This is a genomic window from Bacillus cereus group sp. BfR-BA-01408, assembly GCF_022663305.1.
GTDB classification, from domain to species: domain Bacteria; phylum Bacillota; class Bacilli; order Bacillales; family Bacillaceae_G; genus Bacillus_A; species Bacillus_A pacificus.
In genome coordinates this window covers 1-18755 of the sequence record NZ_JAKUFF010000078.1, presented here as the reverse complement: position 1 = coordinate 18755, position 18755 = coordinate 1, and the positions used below count along the sequence as shown (strand labels likewise).

Here is an 18755-nt window from a genome sequence, read left to right as displayed (position 1 = left end):
CGCTGACAATACGGATATACCAGCCTCTAACAATTCTTGTACATCCATATAACGCTTCTTATTTTTAGAGCTGGGAATATTACTATGTGCAAGTTCATCCACAACAACGACTTGCGGTGCACGCTTTATAATTCCTTCCACATCAAGTTCATAAAACACTTTCCCTTTATACTCTATTTCTTTTAAAGGAACCTTTTCTAAATCAGCAATTGCGTCTTCCGTCTCTTTTCTCCCATGCGTTTCAATTAAACCAATTACAATATCCATACCGTCCTTTTTCATCTCTCTAGCATCCAGTAGCATTTTATAACTTTTCCCTACGCCTGGAGCTGCTCCTACATATAGCTTTAACTGTCCCCGATTTTGCTGACGAATATATTCTAAATATTCCTCTGGTGTTCGCCTTTGAAACGTCGGTTTATAGTCATCCGCATACAAAACACTCACAACCTTTCTTTCGAAACAACGCTACCTCAATCCGTTAGATTGAGGTCGCACTGTTACTATTTCATTAGTTTCTGTAATTCTAAATTTAACTTTAAGACGTTTACGCGGGTCTCTCCAAATAAACCAAGTGCCGCACCTTCTGTTTGATCTTTAATCAATTGCTCTAGTGTTTCTTTCGGAATATTCGTTATTTTAGAGATGCGCTCTACCTGCACGGAAGCTGCCTTCGGACTAATGTCAGGATCAAGCCCTGAACCTGAATTTGTCACTAAATCGATTGGCACTTCTGTAACTGGTACGGTGGGATTTTGTTTCTTCCACTCTTCAATACTTTTCTCTACTCGTTTCTCTAAATCTGGATTAGACGGTGCATAGTTATTTGAACCAGATGCCTCTGCTTTATATTCAATACTAGAAACACGCCCATGAAAATAACGTGGATCTGTGAAATTTTGACCGATTAATTTAGAACCAATCACTTCATTTTTATCATTATATATTAGACTTCCATCCGCATTATCCTTCATGACTGCTTGTGCAATACCAGTAACAATAAGTGGATATACAAGTCCGCACAACACTAAAAATGTAAAAGTAATACGGATGATTGTTGATAGTATACTTTGTTTCTTCGCCATCTCTTTCCCCTCTTCCTTATATGAACAAGCCGACAATCATATCAATTACTTTAATTCCAATGAACGGTACAATCACTCCACCAAGCCCATAAATAAGTAGGTTTCGGCCAAGTAGTGCATTCGAACTCATCGGTTTATATGCGATACCTTTCATCGCCAATGGAATGAGTAATGGAATAATAACTGCATTAAATATTAATGCTGATAAAATCGCTGACAGTGGTGATGTTAGTTTCATAATGTTCAATGCTTCCATTTGCGGAATCGCAAGTGTAAACATCGCTGGAATGATTGCAAAATATTTTGCGATATCATTTGCAATACTAAACGTCGTTAACGCACCGCGTGTCATTAACAATTGCTTACCGATTCCTACTACCTCAATAATCTTCGTTGGATTCGAATCTAAATCAATCATATTCGCTGCTTCTTTCGCAGCTGTTGTACCACTATTCATCGCTAATCCAACGTCAGCCTGCGCTAATGCCGGCGCATCATTTGTACCATCACCTGTCATCGCTACGAGTTTCCCTTTATCTTGCTCCGCTTTAATAACTGCAATTTTATCCTCTGGTTTGCACTCAGCAACAAACTCATCTACTCCTGCTTCTTTTGCAATGGTTGCTGCTGTTAATGGGTTATCCCCTGTACACATAACCGTTTTAATCCCCATTTGACGCAACTGTTCAAAACGTTCACGCATACCAGGTTTTATTGTATCTTTTAAATAGATTAAACCGTAAATACGATTATTCACTGCAACTACAAGTGGTGTTCCGCCCTCTTTTGAAATGAAATCTGCTTTTTGATTTACATCTTTCGGAATTGTTCCACCCTGTGACTGAACCCATTCAATCACGCTACCGACAGCACCTTTTCTCACTTTCGTTCCATCCTGTAAATCAACACCACTCATTCTCGTTTCTGCTTTAAATGGAACAAACTCACCTTGTTCTGCAAGTTCTCTATTATATGATATAGATTTCGCTTGCACATACTCGATAACTGATCGACCTTCTGGTGTTTCATCTAAAACTGAGCTAATCGCAGCCCACTTTCCAACTTGCTCAATCGTTTCATTTCCTACAGGTAATAATGTATGAGCCATTCTGTTCCCGAAAGTAATCGTACCCGTTTTATCTAAAATAATTGTATTAATATCGCCAGCAGCTTCTACTGCTTTACCCGACATCGCTAACACATTAAACTTTGTCACGCGGTCCATCCCGGCAATACCAATGGCCGATAATAATCCACCAATTGTCGTTGGAATTAAACAAACTAACAACGCTACAAGTACAGCTGTATCAATTTGAAATCCTAAATAATTTGTGAAAATCGGCAGCGTCACAACAACGATTAAGAAAATAAGCGTTAAACTCGTTAATACTGTATTTAAAGCAATTTCATTCGGCGTTTTTTGACGAGCAGCTCCTTCTACTAACGAAATCATTTTATCAATAAATGATTCACCAGGATTACTCGTAATGACAATCGTAATCTCATCACTTACAACCATCGTACCGCCTGTCACAGAACAAAAATCACCGCCTGCTTCTTTTATTACAGGAGCTGATTCCCCTGTAATCGCAGATTCATCAACAGATGCTAACCCTTTTATTACTTCTCCATCACTTGGAATCATTTCTCCTTGTTTTACAATAACAACGTCACCTTTTCTTAGATCAGTTGCTGAAACTTGGACGATGTCTCCATTTTCTTTTACAACATTTGCAAACACATCTTTCTTCGATTGTTTTAAAGAATCGGCTTGCGCTTTCCCCCGCCCTTCCGCTAACGCTTCTGCAAAGTTAGCAAATAAAACTGTAAATAAGAGAATGAGAGAAACTGTTATATTAAACCATCCTGGTACACTACTAGAATGACTTGGAAGAAACGATAAAATGAACGTAATGATAAATCCAATCTCCACAACGAACATAATCGGATTTTTTATCATAACTTTCGGATTCAATTTCGCAAAGGATTGTTTCATCGCATGTGTCACGATATCACGATCCATCGTTTTCGCTTTTCTAACTTCATCTTCTACAACATGCATTTGTGACTCATTTACTCTTTTTTCTTTTACTACTACCGGTCTCATCATTTACCCTCCATTACTTCAATGTAAGAAATTCCGCAATTGGGCCGAGTACTAACATCGGGAAGAATGTTAATGCACCGACAATTACAATTGTTCCGATGAAAATGCCGCCAAATAAACTATTATCCGTACGGAACGTTCCGACTGTTTCTGGCACAACCGTCTTCTCTTTCAATGAAGCTGCAACAGCTAGCATCGTAATTAAACTGAAATAGCGTCCTAAAAACATAACTAAACCAGTTGTAATATTCCAAAATGGTGTATTATCTGCTAACCCTTCAAATCCAGATCCGTTATTCGCAGCTGATGACGTATACTCATAAACAACTTGTGTTAAACCGTGGAAGCCCGAGTTAGAAATCGCTTCTGTTCCTAAATGTGTAGAAAGAGCCAATGCTGAAAACCCTAAAATAAGCAGTGGATGAAATAGTATCGTTACCGCAATTAATTTCATTTCCTTCCCTTCAATTTTCTTACCTAAAAATTCCGGTGTCCGTCCAACCATCAATCCAGATATAAAGACTGCGATAATCGCATACATAATAATGTTCACAAAGCCTGCTCCAACGCCGCCGTATACTGTATTTAACATCATATTTACGAGTGGTACTAACCCGCCAATTGGTGTTAACGTATCATGCATCGTATTCACCGCTCCGGTTTCAGCAGCTGTCGTTACTGTTGCGTATAGTGAAGAAAATACTGTTCCGAACCTTACTTCTTTTCCTTCTGTACTTCCTTGTACATGTTCAATACCCATTCCATTTAGTACTGGATTCCCGTTTAGTTCAGATGTCGTAATTGTTATAAACCCTAGTAAAAACACCATGAATAGTGAAACGAAAAGGATGCGACCTTGTTTTTTATTTCCTACCATTCGTCCATACGTAAACGGAAGTGCTGTTGGCAATAACATCATAAGCATCATTTGCAAAATATTACTCATTTGCCCTGGATTTTCAAAAGGATGTGTAGAGTTTGCTCCGAAAAATCCACCGCCGTTATTTCCAAGTTCCTTAATGGATACGAATGATGCAACTGGCCCGCGTAATATGCTTTGCTTGGCCCCATCAATTGTTTGTGCTGTAACGACACCGTCTAACGTTTGTGGTACACCAAGTGCGACAAAGACTAGTGCCGCCATAAATGCGATAGGAAGAAACACTCTCGTTAATGCTCTCGTAAAATCAACGAAAAAGTTACCGAGTTCTTTTCCAGCTAGCCCTCTTATAAATGCCATAACGAGCGCTAAAGTCGTTGCGGGTGCTGCAAACATTAAAAATGTAATCCCGATCAATTGTGATAAATAAGATAAACCATTTTCACCGCTATAATGCTGTAAGTTCGTATCAGCCATAAAACTAATTGCTGTATTAAAAGCGAGCGTAGGCTCCATTCCTTTAATGTTTGCTGGATTTAATGGCAATACTCCTTGTAGTCTGAAAACGAAATATACAACAACAATCATAAATCCATTTAATAAAACTAATGATAAGGCGTACTGTTTCCACGTTTGATTGTATTCTTTTACACCCGTAATTTTAAAAATAAGTTTTTCAAAAGGCCCGAATACTTTATCTAGCTTTTTACTCCCTTGAAAGGCTTTCTCTAAATAAATTCCCGTTGGCTTTGCCACAAGAATAAATAACAGCATTGTAATAACGACTGCAACCCAGATCATAATGAATGACTCCCCCTAATTAAAACTTTTCCGGATTTAATAATGCATACACTAAATACACCGTAATTGCTGCAACAATAATTGATAAGGCAATCATCATGATTGCTTCCCTTCTTTCACAACTTTATCTGACCAACTTGCAAGACTTGCCATCGATGCGACTAACACAACAAAAATTCCGATCATTACAACATCTAACATAGCTACCCCTCACCCTTCTGTAAAAATTTACCATTAAAATATTAAAAAAGAACACTGAGCTCTACTCAGTGTTCAAAAAATGAACAACAAAAAGTAAACCTCCTCTCTAAACGCTTACGAGGTTAGCTGTCGGATTCGGGCCTAAAGAGTAGCCCTACTTTCAAAACTGAAAGATTCACCCCAAGTGACGATGCACAAAATTGGTTCCCCCGCTCCATTTCTGGAACTCAGCGATTTTAGGTTTTTTTGGAAATTTTATGAATGATTTATGAGAGTAAATATACTCCTCTATTTTTCACTTGTAAAGGGCTAAATTACTCAAAATAAGAAAATATCCATCTATTTAAACGCTTACATCAGGTATTATTAATATTCTTTCATCCCTTTTCTCGTCTTTTCTTTCTTTTTCACATAAATGATCTTTTAAATACGAAATAAAAAGAGCGAATGACATGAAGTGCATAGCTTGTTGCACTTCGCATTCGCTCTTTTTTCACTCCCTATTTATTCCCCTCGTAAAAAAGCACGTAAATTTCTCCCGCGAATATAAACTTGTGACAATTCTGCATGTAGTTGCTCATATTCGATCACATCTGTTTTTAAATATAAAGCGTCTTTCGATGGCAATATGATATACGGCCTTGGAAAAATAGGATCAAGTACCACCAATTCTTGAACTCGCTCTACCGATACTGCCCAACGATTCGCTATATCTCCTAGTAACAACACCTTCATCTTCTTCTCCCCCGCCCTATTCAAAAAATAAAAAAGAAATATTATCACAATTCGTAAACACGACAAAGGTAGCTCCAATTGTTTCATAGAGCCTCGCCGGATATCGTTTATTCCTTGTAACAACAGTAATAGGTGCTTGAAAAGAAAAGCGAATGTGTTCTGTAAAGAAGCTAACAATAGGAAGCTCATCACCTAGTAAAATCACCTTCTTAATACACTCACAAATACTAGTAAAATCCTGCTCCTTACTGCAGCTATACGTCCAATCAAACCCACAATTCCTCACTTCAACCGCTATCTCTTCATTTGCGGTAAAAATAATTAACTCATGTTGAAACGCTACTAAATCTATTAAACTATTTACCTTGCTTTCTTCTCCAACACAAATAAGTGTTAGTTCCATGTACCTCATCCTCCTTAGCATAAAAAAACTCAAACATAGATTGATATTCCCCTATACTAATCAGATCGATGAAGTGATGTATCCATCATGGCACCGTCCTCTCTCAAGACGCTTACGAAGTTAGCTGTCGGATTCGGACTTTGAGAGTAGCCCTACTTTCAAAATTGAAAGATTCACCCCTAGTGACACTGCACAAATTGGTTCCTCCGCTCCATATAATTGGACTCAGCGTATTACAAAAAATATATTCTGGCTGATATATTACTCCTGTATTTTGAAAAAGTAAACAGAAAAAAAGCCAGTTATAAAACTGACTTTTTACTTACCTATACACTCGTTTTATTCAATTTATATGCAAAATGATTCGTCGGTCCATGACCACTTCCAATATGCAACGGCTCTTCAATTGCTATACTAATAAATTGTTTTGCTTCTTGAACTGCCTCTTCAATTGAGTATCCTTTCGCAAGCCCTGCTGTAACTGCTGAAGCAAATGTACACCCGCTTCCATGCGTTTGCTTTGAAGGAATTCGTTCACTTTTAAATTCAATAAACTTTTCTCCATCAAAAAGTAAATCAATTACTTCATTACCTTGATATTCTGCATGTCCGCCCTTCATAAGTACATATTTCGCACCTAATTCATGCAGTACTTTTGCAGCCTCTTTACTATCTTCAACGTTATGGATTTCCAACCCAGTTAACACTTCTGCCTCAGGAACATTCGGCGTTACAACTGTTGCTACTGGTAATAAATATTCTTTTAATGCTTGAACTGCTTCTTGCTGTAATAATGATGCACCGCCTTTTGCAATCATAACAGGATCTAGTACAATATTATTCCAGCCAAATTTATTAATCTGTTCTGCTACAATTTGAATAATTTCACTGCTAAATAACATTCCTAGTTTCACAGCATCTGGTGTTAAATTCGTACCAATTGAATTCAACTGTTCCGTAATACCTTCTAATGGAACTGGATATACCCCTTGAACGCCAAGCGTATTTTGAGCAGTAATTGCCGTAATAGCCGTCATCCCATACACACCAAGCTCTTGGAATGTTTTTAAATCTGCTTGAATGCCGGCACCGCCGCCACTATCAGACCCTGCAATTGTTAAAGCTTTATTTACTTTCATCCCACTCATCCTTTTCTATCCAAAATAGCGATGATAAATCGTCTTTGCTTCGCTTATATCTTTCGTTCCATGTACAAGTACACGACCATCTTTAAAAGCAACTAATCTCTTTTCTTCCACAGAAAATGATAATAAATATGGATTTACATTTAAATCATGCACACGATCATTCAGCAGCTCTTTATATCGTTCAAAATCTATTTCCTCTTTATGAGGTGGTCTAATTTGAACTGTATTTCTCCCGCATAACACTGCTGTTTTCGATGTATTATCTTTATTTAAATACGGATACAAGGCATTCTCTCCGCACGAAGGACAATTGTGCTTACGAAGCTTTTGCACATTCATACATGAATATTCATTCTTCCATACATCAAACGATACAAGTCCATCTCGAAGCGATTCGTAATCTTCTACTAACAGTTTAAGAGCTTCCGTTACTTGATGAGAAACGACGAGAGATACAGCAGGTGATATAATCCCCGCTGTATCACATGTCGCCCCGCCAAGCGGAATCGATTGTAATAAACAAGATAAACATGGCGTTTTACTAGGAAGAATTGTGTAAGAAAGGCCGTAACTCCCTACACATGCTCCGTAAATCCATGGAATAGAATGTTTTTGTGCTATATCATTCACAATGAAACGCGTTTCAAAATTATCAGTTGCATCAATCATTACATCAACGTTTGTAACGAGTTCTTCTAACTCCTCAGCTGTTACATCTTGAACGAGCGCTTCTACTCTTACTTCACTATTAATCTCTTCTAGACGCTTCTTCGCTGCTACAGCTTTCGGAAGATTATTTTTCACATCACTCTCTGCATACAATTGCTGTCTTTGTAAATTACTCCAATCAACATAATCTCGATCAACAATCGTTACTGTACCAACACCAGCTCTTACAAACATTTCTGCATTTGCACTACCTAATGCACCTGCGCCGATAATAAGCACATGCTTTTCCCTTATCTTTTGCTGTCCTTCTTCTCCAATTGGAGAAAATAGTTCTTGGCGAGAATATCGATTATTCAACTACGCTCATTCCTTCTAAAGGACTACTTGCCGTTGCACAACGCTTACGTCCAATACGACCTGCTTCAAATCCTAAACGGCCTGCCTCAATACTTAATTTCATTGCTTGTGCCATTTTAATAGGATCTTTTGCTCCTGATACAGCTGTATTTAATAACACGCCATCTGCTCCTAATTCCATCGCAAATGCCGCATCAGCCGGGCTACCAATACCAGCATCAACGATAACTGGTACTGTCGCTTGTTCAATAATGAAGCTCAAATTCAATGGATTTACAATACCAAGTCCTGATCCAATTGGAGATGCTCCTGGCATAATCGCATGCACGCCAAGTTCTTGTAATTTACGTGCTAATACAACATCATCAGATGTGTACGGAAGTACGATAAATCCTTCTTCTAGTAACATTTCAGATGCCTTTAACGTCTCTACTGGATCAGGTAATAACGTTCTATCATCACCAATAACTTCTACCTTTATCATGTCGCAAAGCCCTGAAGCTTTTGCTAATTTTGCAATACGAACAGCTTCTTCAGCATTTTTTGCTCCGGCAGTATTCGGTAATAACGTATATTTTTTCACATCAAGTTTCTCTAATAAATTAGGCTGCTTTGCATCAAATATATCCATACGACGTACTGCGAACGTTAAAACCTCAGCCTCAGATACATCAATTGCCTTTTGCTGCACATCAAAATCAGGGAATTTTCCTGTTCCTAATAAAAGTCTAGAATGAAATGAAAATGGTCCAATGTTTAACATAATCAACCGCCTCCTACGAAAGTTACAATCTCAATTTGGTCTCCATCAAAAACAGATGTATCTGTATGATCATCTTTTTGTAAAATATCTTTATTACGCTCTACTACAACAATTCTGTTATCTAACTCTAAATGTGTAAGTAGCTCAGCTACTGTTTTCACACTCTCTGGCACTTCAATTTGATTACCATTAATTTTTAAATTCAAACTTCCATCCCCTTTCTAAACTGTTTTAGAAAGCAATGAATCTAGCAAGTGATTCTCCTGCTTTCCTTCTATTAAATCAGCCATATATTGACCAGAAACAGGACTTAATAAAATACCGTTTCGATAATGGCCCGTGCAAGCATATAAACCTTTTATTTCTTCATGCTCTCCCATATAAGGAGCTTCATGATTCGATTGTGGTCTTAATCCTGCCCATGCACTTTCCCATTCAGCTTCTTTTAAAGCAGGCAATATTGTATACGCGCGCTCTAATATAGAAGTAATACTTTCTGGTTGCACAGTTTTATTGAACGTACGAGGCTTCATCGTTGCTCCAATTACGTAACGTCCGCCGCGCTTTGGTGCAATGTAAAATCTTTCTTGGAAAATAGGCGCCTTTAAAAGTGGTTTTCTACTTCTTACCGCTACTACTTCTCCTTTAACCGGATATGTACCCCATTCGCGGTGAAAATAACCTAGTAACTTCGTGCTCCATGAGCCACCTGCAATAACAACTTTCTCGCAAGTGATCATACCTTCGCTTGTCACAATTCCAGTCACTTTATTATTTTCAATACGAATATCAAACACTTCTGTCTGTTCATATATATCAGCACCCGAAAATGATGCGGAATATGCGAATGCTTTCGTAAGCTCTGGTGCAATAACATGACCATCTTTTGGATAATATACAGCCCCTATAATTGACTCAGATAAATACGGCTCTTTCTCTCGTAAACGATCTCCCGCCAGAAAGTAAGAATCTTCACCGGTTTTCTGCTGCCAATCCATAATATGAAGAATTCTTTCCTTCTCCTCTTCATTTTGAGCAATGCGATAAATGCCTTTCTCTTCATACCCAATATCAATTCCTGTTTTTTCACGTAAAACTTCTGCAAGTTGTGGAAATATAGCACGGCTTTCTCTAGCAAGTTCAAATAGCGGGTCATACTCATCCCATTCTGCCTGCACCCCAAGTAAACCAGCGGCTGCTTTCGAGGCTTCAGATGCAATCTGTTGCTTCTCTACAATCGCTATTTTATGTCCTCTTTCTGCTAGAAAATGTGCAACTGAACTACCAATTACACCACCGCCAATTATCGCTACATCATACTTCTTACACATGTTTTTCCGCCCACTTTCTTATTGATTCCTTATAAGACTTCGCTTTGCTATACGGGTTACTACTACTTATAATCCCAGACATAACAGCAATACCACTGACGCCGTTAGCAAGAACATCTCCAGTGTTTTCCGGAGTGATTCCTCCAATTGCTGTAATCGGTATGGATAAACACTTTGCAATGTCTGAAATTTCTTCAAGCCCTCTCGCTGGCACACCTTTTTTACAATCTGTCGGAAATACATGACCATAAACGAGTGAATCCGCGCCATTCTTAAATGCATCAATCGCCTCTTCTAAAGAATGTACAGAATAACCGACGTACAAATAAGAAAACTTTTCTTTCACTGACCTTACATCTGCGCTTCGATATCCTAGCTGCACGCGCGGAATGTTTAATAAAATAGCAATATCAATTCGATCATTTATCACTATTTTTGATGCTGGAAAGCCTTTCTTCAAAAGACTTTCCACACCTTCATACAATTCCTTCGTGCTTTTCTCACGCTCACGAATATGCAAATAATCAATTTCACTTTCAATTTGCATCGCTACATTCACTAACTCTTCGAATGACATGTGACCATTTGAGATTACATGAAGCTCATTTTTCATATTCATTCGCCTACTTTAAAATGTTTTCGAATAACTCATCGGCCGGAACGATTTCTTTCGTCATTCCTTTATCTTTCAACCATTTATTTTGTTTCTCCCATGACTCTTTTGAATCTGATAAAAATGGTTCATCCTTCGTTTCCATTTTCTCTAATAAAATTTTCATACTTTCTTTTTCAACTTCTGGTACAAGTGGGAAGTTTTCTTTTTCCTGATGATTTAATAAAATATTTAATGCTTCATCTGGATTTTTCTTCATGAAATCATAACCTTTTTTCGTACCACGTAAGAAAGCTTGCAACGCTTCTTTATCTTTTTTCAACGTTTTATCACCTGTTACAAATACAAGCTCATGATAATTCGGTACACCGTAATCTGCTGGATTAAAGTATGCTGGTTCATGACCTTCATGACGCATAACAGGTACTTCATGGTTAATGTATGCCCCCGTTACCGCATCCACTTTTTTTGTAATTAATGCTGGTACTAAATCAAAACCAACATCGACTACTTTCACTGTATCTGGATTACCACCAGCTTCTTTTACCATCGTTTTTAAATACATCTCACTTAAAGGTGTTCCAGAATATCCAACTGTTTTACCCTCTAAATCTTTTGGCGATTGAATGCCTGCAGACTTCAGCGATACAACATGATTTAATGGTGAACGTACAACAGCCCCAATTGATTTCACTGGAATTTGTTCATTTGCTTTTGCCATGACAACATCTGGCTGATAATATAAGCCCACTGTTACTTTTCCTGCAGCTGCTAACGTTAATGGGTCAGTCGGATTAGAAGGGAATTTAATATTTACCTTTACTCCTTCTTCTTTAAAGTAACCTTTTTCAATTGCCGCATAAATAAAGCTATGTACCGCATTTGGGTACCAATCAAGCATGACCGTTATTTCTTTCTCTTTTTTACTTTTTTCCGATGCTGAATTACTCGAACATCCAGCAATCATTGCAACTAATAATGTAAACACAAAGATGCGCTTTAAAAATTTCATGAATGCTTCCTCCAACTAATGAATTTTTTTTCTACTAACGAAATAAGTATGACGAAGAGAATAGCTAATAATGATAACAATACAATGGGTGCAAATACACCTGCCCCGTCTAACTGCGTCATCATTCTCTTACTGAAATATCCTAGCCCCGCTTGTGCACCGAGCCATTCACCAATTGCCGCCCCAATTACACTAAGCGGTACTGCAATTTTTAAAGCTGAGAAAAAATAAGGAAGAGCAGACGGCAATTTTAATTTAAGAAAAACATCTTTTTTCGTTGCCCCATACGTAACTAAAAGCTCTTCCCATTCTTTTTTCGTACTGCGCAGTCCATCATACGTATTAACCGCAATTGGGAAAAACGTAATTAAAACCGTAACAACAACCTTACTCCAAATCGTATATCCAAACCATAAAACAAATAGCGGAGCAAGCGCTGTAATAGGAATCGTTTGCGAGGCAACTAATAATGGATAAAATGCTCTCTCCATCCATGTACTCGCATTCATTAACATCGCTAGCCCTACCCCAAGTACGATAGAAATAGCCACCCCTATTAAAACGACATATAATGTTGCTGGCAAATGAACTGTAAATAATATGTCTTTTAGTTTCCATATCTTCATTACAATCGCAGACGGTGACGGTAAAATGTACATTTCATCTACAATTCTTGCGCCTACTTCCCAAAGAGCAAGTAAAATACTAGAAAGTGTAAGAGCAGGTAATAGCTCCTTCAACCGGTTCATCATACGAGTACCTGCCTTTGCAACATACTAAGCAGCTCATCTTTCAGCGCTAATACTTCTGGTTTATATAAATCTTTCCTTGTCCGATTATGATCAAGCGGTACAATCCTCTCGGTTAAAGTAGTTATCGGTTGCTGCTCTACTACTAAAATTCGATTAGAAAGAAACAATGCTTCTTCCACATCATGAGTGATAAATAAAATTGTTTTTTCCCACTCTTTCCATTGTTCAAACAACCATTCTTGCAAAGAGGCCTTCGTTAAAGCATCCAACGCACTAAACGGTTCATCTAACAGCAATATCTCCCCACCTGTTAATAAAGTTCGAATAAAGGATACACGTTGTCTCATACCACCAGATAAATCTTTCGGATATTTTGTCTCATACCCTTGTAAGCCAAATTTATGCAATAGTTCCTTCGCCTTTATTTGTGCTTCTTTCTTCTGTACACCTTGGCACTCTAACGGCAGGGCAGCATTCTCAATAATCATTCTCCACGGCAAGAGCATATCTTTTTGGGGCATATATCCTACAGGATGGCTCTTTGTCTCTGTCAGCTCTATCTGTCCCGTACTTGCTTCTTCTAAACCTGTAATAAGGCGAAATAAAGTACTTTTCCCGCATCCACTCGGTCCGATAATGCTTACAAACTCTTTATCTTGTATAGAAGCATTTAATTCATTAATGATTGGCTTCTCATCATAATGAAAAGAAACATTATGAAACTGTAGTATGTTCTTGCTCCTCAAATCCCCACATCTCCTTACGGTAGGACATATCCCAGAATAAATATTCAAATCGACTGGAATATAGGAAAATCTCCTCTAATCGATCTAGCTCTTTTTCAGACTTTCCAACTGCCATTTCATTTAATAAATCGATTAACCAAACACAAAGGTTGCCATATTCTTCAGAGCTATAGCCTTGAATCCACTCACCAAAGAACTCATGATCTCTTGCTCCAGGAATATCATTTAAACGCTTTCCAATCTCCCAGTAGCTCCACATACATGGAAGAAGTGCTGCTATTAATTCCGCAAGTGTGCCATTTTGAGATACAGACATCATGTAATTTGTATAAGCTAAATTTTTAGCAGATGGCTTTGCAGACTCTATCTCCTCTATAGAAATTCCAAGTCTTTTTGCATACTGTTTATGAATGGTCATTTCTCCATTTAATATCCCATCAATTTGTTCAGCAAATTTCCCCATAACTTGTGGATTTGTTGCCTTTACAACACCGATCGCATATAACTTTGCATAATCTAACAAGTATAAATAATCTTGAATAATATAATACTGAAACTTATCTTTTTCTAACGTACCATCCCCCATACCTACAACAAATGGATGATTATGACTCATCTCCCAAACTGGTTGTACAGTTTCTAATAATCTATCGCAAAATTTCATTTCTCTATCCCCTTTCAATTTATATATCTAAATAAAAAACCACTTCTAAATAAGAAGTGGTTACAGCAAATAAAATTATAATTTATTCGTTGCTCCACTTCCCTTCGCTAGTATTACCTAGATCAGGTCTGTAAGGGTTAAGGATTATTCCTCTCTCAGCACAACAAGCACCCCTAGTGGTTTCAATATGAAATTTTCAAATAAAAAAGCCCCGTTTCTATACGCAAAGAAACGGGGACTCATTGTTAGTGTCCGAATTGCTTCCCTACGCTAGCATAATCTAGATCAGGTAATAAAAAGGATCAAAGACTTAAGGCCTTACTCTCAGCTGGCAACACCAGCTCTCCTAGCAAACTATAAAATTATCACTGTCAGTATAACATCGTAATAAGACATCATCAACTGTTTTAATTTTCTCAATTGTCAACAAAATAAAAAAACCATATAATACTTATATTCTATCTTAGAAATTATTATCCTAATGAATTGGATAAAAAGGAATCATTATCCTCAAAAAATTTATTTTTATATTGATTTCATATTACATTTATGTGAATACACCCACTATATTATATCTTTATACTATAATAAAATTACAACTATACAACTAGAGGAGGTCTCTATTATATGAATATGAAAGCTACTGCTTTAACAGCAACTACTGTCGCAATTGCTTCTTTACTTCCTTCTATGGGAGAAACAAATGTACAAACAGCCAACGCTGAACAATTATCTAATGTGAAAACTGGATATGTCAAAGTCGATCAAGTAGCCTTACATACAAAAGATAACGCAAATAGCTCATCAATTGATACAATTCGCTTTAATACGAAAGTGAATATACTTGAAACAACTAATGGCTGGTATAAAGTATCTGTTAATAATAAAGTAGGTTACGTACAAAAAGATTCTATTCTACTAAAAAACAAACTTCAATCTAATAATCAATATATCGTCAATGCCAATGCATTAAACGTTCGTTCTGAACCTAATTTAGAATCTTCAATTTTAGATGTATTACCAAATGGGAAATTCGTTACTATTCAAGAAGAACAAGGTGAATGGTATAAAATTTTACATAATGGCAAAACAGGTTACGTACAAAAGGCATTCGTATCTAATGGTTCGCAGCCTTTAGTAAAAGGCATCACAGTTCAAAATAATACGAAATACACAGTTGCAACACCTAAACTTAATGTGCGTAGCAACGCTAGTACAAGTAGTGCACTACTTGGTTCATTACAAAATGGTACACAATTACAAGTAGTGGAAACTGTAGGAACTTGGTATAAAATTCGTTTTGGCACAGGATACGGATACGTGGCAAAGCATTATGTAGTGCAAAATCAATCACAAGCTCAAACGGCTCAACCTACTTCCATTCCAGCCGTTTTCAAATTCCCTACTCAAGGAAAAATTAGCTCAACCTTTGATATGCGCTGGGAACAAATGCATTATGGTATAGATATCGCAGCTCAGGGTAATGTCTCTATCCAGGCGGCGGCTGCAGGTAAAGTCGTGAAATCATATTATTCAGCTAGCTATGGCAATGTTGTGTTCATCGCCCATCAAATAAACGGGAAATTATATACAACAGTCTATGCTCACATGAAAGATCGCACTGTACAAGCTGGTGATCAAGTACAAGCTGGACAATTAGTAGGTCATATGGGCAACACAGGTCATTCATACGGGCAACATCTTCATTTTGAATTGCACAATGGAGAATGGAATTTTGAAAAAACAAATGCAGTAAACCCACTGCCATATTTAGTTAGGTAAATTGTATGCCACGCAATATACCTCTCTTAATTGAATACTTAGCCTTTTTAGGCTTAATCTGTTGCTTAGTAATTTATAATACAAATACTGTATTTTTATCTATTATCATTGCTTTTGTTGCTTTAGAAATTATGATGGAAGCTTTTCAAGTTCAACTAAAACAAAAAATTGCCCATATTTATAATGCCATTTTGTTATTAAGTGCCTTAATAACAAATATTATTAGTAATGGTTTTTATTTATCTACCGTATTTCCCGTATTCTTTATGGCTATTTTATTATTCATAGCTAGATACATTCATGTCCCTAATAACAAAAAACACGAACAAGAAGCTTAGAAAGAGGAGACACTGTGTACCAATCTTTCAAAGATAATCCGATAAAATATATATTGAATTTCTATAAAAAAACAAATACTTTTTTTGGTATACAAGGAAGCTATACGGCACAATTTCTCCTTTATGGAATGTTATTTCTCGTCTTAATTACATTCTCCTTGCTTTACTAATAACAAAAGGATCTCACAATTGAGATCCTTTTTAATTTATATAGAAAATGCTCTTTACCCGCAAGCATATTTTTCATAAATAAAGCTAAGATTATATTTTTTCTCTAAGCTCATTCTTTGTTCATCATCACACCAATAGAACAAAATATCATGAATCGTTGCATAACGCTTATTTTTAAGAAACAGTTTAAAGAAAGATGGTAAACAGTCATGTAATTGTATAAATATATAATTGCGTAATATTTCTTCTTTATATTTAATGCCCTTACAAATATACAATAATTCTTCACAATAATATGCATGTTGTGGAACTTGGATCATTTCGAAAAATGGCACATATGATAATAACTTTCCAATAAAATGATCATATCGATCCATTATCCCTATCGTCATATGCTCCATCATATCTTTCATTACATATAAATAATCATCTACATGAGTAGTCTTGAGTGGGTCTAATCGATCTGAAATTTGAGAAAGTACAGCCCTTTGGCAAGCTAACACCGCTTGACTAGGTCCATAATATGATAGAAAGTCTGTACACTTACGATACTTTCGTAATAAATCATATGTATATAAGTCATAAACAAAAGTATTACAATACATCGCTAAACTCATCATATCACTATTTAATTGCTCTTTTGATAGTGACTTAGCTCTCTTACACATATAAAAAAATGTAAATTCTAATACTTCTTTATGAGATAATAGATGTTTACAGCCTGTTATACATTTCTCATTAAATTTAACTCTATCCCAAATTTCTACATCCCCATCAGTTAATTCACCAATACGATATTTAATAATTAAATAGTTTAAAGCCACCGCCTGCGTCAAAAGATCCCACGTTTCATATTCCAATGAAGTATGAACAAACTCAGCTAGCCCTTGAGTTACCATAAAAGTATTCGCTTCTTCATACCAACCAATTTCTTGGCATAAGCGAAGAATACGTACTAAAGTTGGAATTTCGTCTTTATGAAATTGCGGTAAATTCTTTGCTTTATTCATTCCATATACGATAAATGCCGCTAAATTTTCTTCTTTATAAAATTCTTTTTCTTTCCACACTAATATAGTTCGTTCTTTCCCTTCACCTTTTGGATGACAGGGTACAAGCAAAGAAAATAATTCAGCGAAATTATTTGGTTCTATATATGTATCTGTAACCAAATTCCAATTTGGATCGCGCTGTACAGCCTTCATATAATTCCCCTTCCCTTTTGTCTACATAGGAAATATTAATCCATTATCACATCATTAACAATAAATATTGTTATATTCGAAATCAATCATAATACTTATATCTATCAGTATATCATTTTTTCTCTTATTTATAATTAGGAATGACAAATTTAAATAAACTGTCGAAATTAATAACTATGTACTTATTATATAATGTATCAGATGCATCATGCTAACATATTTGTTTAATCCTATATACTAGAATAATGCATCTGATTTTTATACGTAACGTATTCCACTAAGTAAAGTCTTTCTTCATTCCGTATGCTCTGATATTTCACTTAAAGCAAATCCGGCTTGATCATCTGCCGATTCTTTTATAGCTAAATCTCCTAGTGCTAACATCCCAACGAGTTGACCACTCTCAACTACTGGCAATCGTCTAATTTGATACTGCGCCATTAACTCTGTAGCCTTTTCAATAGGATCATCTGGAGAAACTGAAACAATGTTTGTTGTCATTACATTTGTAATTTTATTAGATCCAGGATGTTTTTCAGCAATCCCTCGAACAACTAAATCCCGGTCCGTAACAAGACCAACAACTTGTTCATTTTCAACAACCGGAATCAATCCAATCGATTCTTCTTTCATCTTTACAGCAGCTTCATATACATTGTCTAACGGTGTACACTGTACAATATGAGTGCTCATCAAGTCTCTCACTCGTGTCATTTGTATCTCCTCCTTTTTATACATACCATAGCTTTTCCTAAATCCCTTTATTTATTTCAGGAAAATCAGTTGATAAAGGAGAATGAACGCACAATAAAAAAGAGTCAGCATATTGCTGACTCTTTTTTTTATGACCCGTACGGGATTCGAACCCGTGTTACCGCCGTGAAAGGGCGGTGTCTTAACCACTTGACCAACGGGCCATGGCTCCGCAGGTAGGACTCGAACCTACGACCGATCGGTTAACAGCCGATAGCTCTACCACTGAGCTACTGCGG

General features: G+C 36.7%; 21 protein-coding genes, 1 tRNA gene, 1 pseudogene and 4 riboswitches. Of the genes and pseudogenes, 2 read left to right on the top strand and 21 right to left on the bottom strand.

Annotation, left to right across the window (positions count from 1 at the left end; translation table 11 throughout):
• The 18 genes and pseudogenes from kdpDN to tenA all read right to left on the bottom strand — a co-directional run.
• Positions 1 to 447 (bottom strand): annotated as a pseudogene (kdpDN, locus tag MR083_RS22590) (KdpD-like non-kinase potassium sensor); the annotation flags it as partial.
• Positions 448 to 503: 56 nt separating this feature from the next.
• Positions 504 to 1085: a K(+)-transporting ATPase subunit C gene (gene kdpC / locus MR083_RS22585; protein ID WP_242269867.1), complete on the bottom strand. Its 582-nt coding sequence runs from the start codon at positions 1083 to 1085 to the stop codon at positions 504 to 506.
• Positions 1086 to 1101: 16 nt separating this feature from the next.
• On the bottom strand, positions 1102 to 3192 hold the full coding sequence (gene kdpB / locus MR083_RS22580) for a potassium-transporting ATPase subunit KdpB (RefSeq protein WP_242269866.1): 2091 nt from the start codon (positions 3190 to 3192) through the stop codon (positions 1102 to 1104).
• A 13-nt stretch (positions 3193 to 3205) separates the two neighbouring features.
• Positions 3206 to 4873 (bottom strand): potassium-transporting ATPase subunit KdpA, encoded by a 1668-nt coding sequence (gene kdpA, locus MR083_RS22575; protein WP_000638358.1) that lies wholly within the window; start codon positions 4871 to 4873, stop codon positions 3206 to 3208.
• 19 nt (positions 4874 to 4892) lie between these two features.
• Positions 4893 to 4973 (bottom strand): K(+)-transporting ATPase subunit F, encoded by an 81-nt coding sequence (gene kdpF / locus MR083_RS22570; protein WP_000972376.1) that lies wholly within the window; start codon positions 4971 to 4973, stop codon positions 4893 to 4895.
• The gene (locus MR083_RS22565) at positions 4970 to 5074 is read right to left on the bottom strand and encodes a SipW-dependent-type signal peptide-containing protein (protein WP_000887889.1); all 105 of its coding nucleotides are present in this window, start codon (positions 5072 to 5074) and stop codon (positions 4970 to 4972) included. The genes kdpF and MR083_RS22565 overlap by 4 nt, the downstream gene beginning before the upstream one ends.
• Positions 5075 to 5171: 97 nt before the next feature.
• Positions 5172 to 5317, bottom strand: a riboswitch (cyclic di-AMP (ydaO/yuaA leader).
• A 261-nt stretch (positions 5318 to 5578) separates the two neighbouring features.
• Positions 5579 to 5809, bottom strand: a complete 231-nt coding sequence (locus MR083_RS22560) for a hypothetical protein (protein ID WP_000866315.1) — start codon at positions 5807 to 5809, stop codon at positions 5579 to 5581.
• Positions 5810 to 5825: 16 nt separating this feature from the next.
• The gene (locus tag MR083_RS22555; RefSeq protein WP_000424075.1) at positions 5826 to 6212 is read right to left on the bottom strand and encodes a hypothetical protein; all 387 of its coding nucleotides are present in this window, start codon (positions 6210 to 6212) and stop codon (positions 5826 to 5828) included.
• A gap of 93 nt (positions 6213 to 6305) precedes the next feature.
• Positions 6306 to 6453, bottom strand: a riboswitch (cyclic di-AMP (ydaO/yuaA leader).
• 85 nt (positions 6454 to 6538) lie between these two features.
• On the bottom strand, positions 6539 to 7360 hold the full coding sequence (thiD, locus tag MR083_RS22550) for a bifunctional hydroxymethylpyrimidine kinase/phosphomethylpyrimidine kinase (RefSeq protein ID WP_116733373.1): 822 nt from the start codon (positions 7358 to 7360) through the stop codon (positions 6539 to 6541).
• Between the two features lie 6 nt (positions 7361 to 7366).
• Positions 7367 to 8386 (bottom strand): thiazole biosynthesis adenylyltransferase ThiF, encoded by a 1020-nt coding sequence (gene thiF / locus MR083_RS22545; RefSeq protein ID WP_001065440.1) that lies wholly within the window; start codon positions 8384 to 8386, stop codon positions 7367 to 7369.
• Positions 8379 to 9149 carry a thiazole synthase gene (gene thiG, locus MR083_RS22540; RefSeq protein WP_000931996.1) on the bottom strand — a complete coding sequence of 257 codons (771 nt, stop codon included), beginning with the start codon at positions 9147 to 9149 and terminating at the stop codon, positions 8379 to 8381. Before thiG ends, thiF begins: the two co-directional genes overlap by 8 nt.
• Before the next feature lie 2 nt (positions 9150 to 9151).
• On the bottom strand, positions 9152 to 9355 hold the full coding sequence (thiS, locus tag MR083_RS22535; RefSeq protein ID WP_001049505.1) for a sulfur carrier protein ThiS: 204 nt from the start codon (positions 9353 to 9355) through the stop codon (positions 9152 to 9154).
• A 15-nt stretch (positions 9356 to 9370) separates the two neighbouring features.
• Positions 9371 to 10480 carry a glycine oxidase ThiO gene (thiO, locus tag MR083_RS22530; protein WP_242269865.1) on the bottom strand — a complete coding sequence of 370 codons (1110 nt, stop codon included), beginning with the start codon at positions 10478 to 10480 and terminating at the stop codon, positions 9371 to 9373.
• Positions 10473 to 11093 (bottom strand): thiazole tautomerase TenI, encoded by a 621-nt coding sequence (tenI, locus tag MR083_RS22525; protein ID WP_000787183.1) that lies wholly within the window; start codon positions 11091 to 11093, stop codon positions 10473 to 10475. The genes thiO and tenI overlap by 8 nt, the downstream gene beginning before the upstream one ends.
• 10 nt (positions 11094 to 11103) lie before the next feature.
• Positions 11104 to 12105, bottom strand: coding sequence for an ABC transporter substrate-binding protein (locus MR083_RS22520; RefSeq protein WP_000670438.1), 1002 nt, complete (start codon positions 12103 to 12105; stop codon positions 11104 to 11106).
• Positions 12102 to 12854 carry an ABC transporter permease gene (locus MR083_RS22515; protein ID WP_011040017.1) on the bottom strand — a complete coding sequence of 251 codons (753 nt, stop codon included), beginning with the start codon at positions 12852 to 12854 and terminating at the stop codon, positions 12102 to 12104. Before MR083_RS22515 ends, MR083_RS22520 begins: the two co-directional genes overlap by 4 nt.
• Positions 12854 to 13603, bottom strand: a complete 750-nt coding sequence (locus tag MR083_RS22510; protein ID WP_001256803.1) for an ABC transporter ATP-binding protein — start codon at positions 13601 to 13603, stop codon at positions 12854 to 12856. Before MR083_RS22510 ends, MR083_RS22515 begins: the two co-directional genes overlap by 1 nt.
• Positions 13572 to 14267, bottom strand: coding sequence for a thiaminase II (tenA, locus tag MR083_RS22505; protein ID WP_000666831.1), 696 nt, complete (start codon positions 14265 to 14267; stop codon positions 13572 to 13574). The genes MR083_RS22510 and tenA overlap by 32 nt, the downstream gene beginning before the upstream one ends.
• 82 nt (positions 14268 to 14349) lie before the next feature.
• Positions 14350 to 14452, bottom strand: a riboswitch (TPP riboswitch).
• 60 nt (positions 14453 to 14512) lie between these two features.
• Positions 14513 to 14625, bottom strand: a riboswitch (TPP riboswitch).
• Between the two features lie 269 nt (positions 14626 to 14894).
• Between tenA and MR083_RS22500 the strand changes: the two genes are divergently transcribed.
• Together MR083_RS22500 and MR083_RS22495 are read left to right on the top strand one after the other, a co-directional pair.
• Positions 14895 to 16049, top strand: a complete 1155-nt coding sequence (locus MR083_RS22500) for an SH3 domain-containing protein (RefSeq protein ID WP_001056060.1) — start codon at positions 14895 to 14897, stop codon at positions 16047 to 16049.
• A 5-nt stretch (positions 16050 to 16054) separates the two neighbouring features.
• A complete protein-coding gene (locus MR083_RS22495; RefSeq protein ID WP_001137831.1) occupies positions 16055 to 16387 on the top strand; it encodes a hypothetical protein in 333 nt (110 codons plus the stop codon).
• A gap of 224 nt (positions 16388 to 16611) precedes the next feature.
• Here the strand turns inward: MR083_RS22495 and MR083_RS22490 are convergent, their stop codons facing one another.
• The 3 genes from MR083_RS22490 to MR083_RS22480 all read right to left on the bottom strand — a co-directional run bounded on the left by MR083_RS22490 (position 16612) and on the right by MR083_RS22480 (position 18680).
• Positions 16612 to 17763, bottom strand: coding sequence for a DUF3965 domain-containing protein (locus MR083_RS22490; protein WP_000648927.1), 1152 nt, complete (start codon positions 17761 to 17763; stop codon positions 16612 to 16614).
• 294 nt (positions 17764 to 18057) lie between these two features.
• Entirely contained in the window at positions 18058 to 18477 is a 420-nt protein-coding gene (locus MR083_RS22485; protein ID WP_000199016.1) for a CBS domain-containing protein, read from the bottom strand.
• Between the two features lie 131 nt (positions 18478 to 18608).
• Positions 18609 to 18680, bottom strand: a tRNA-Glu gene (locus MR083_RS22480).
• Between the last annotated feature and the right edge of the window lie 75 nt (positions 18681 to 18755).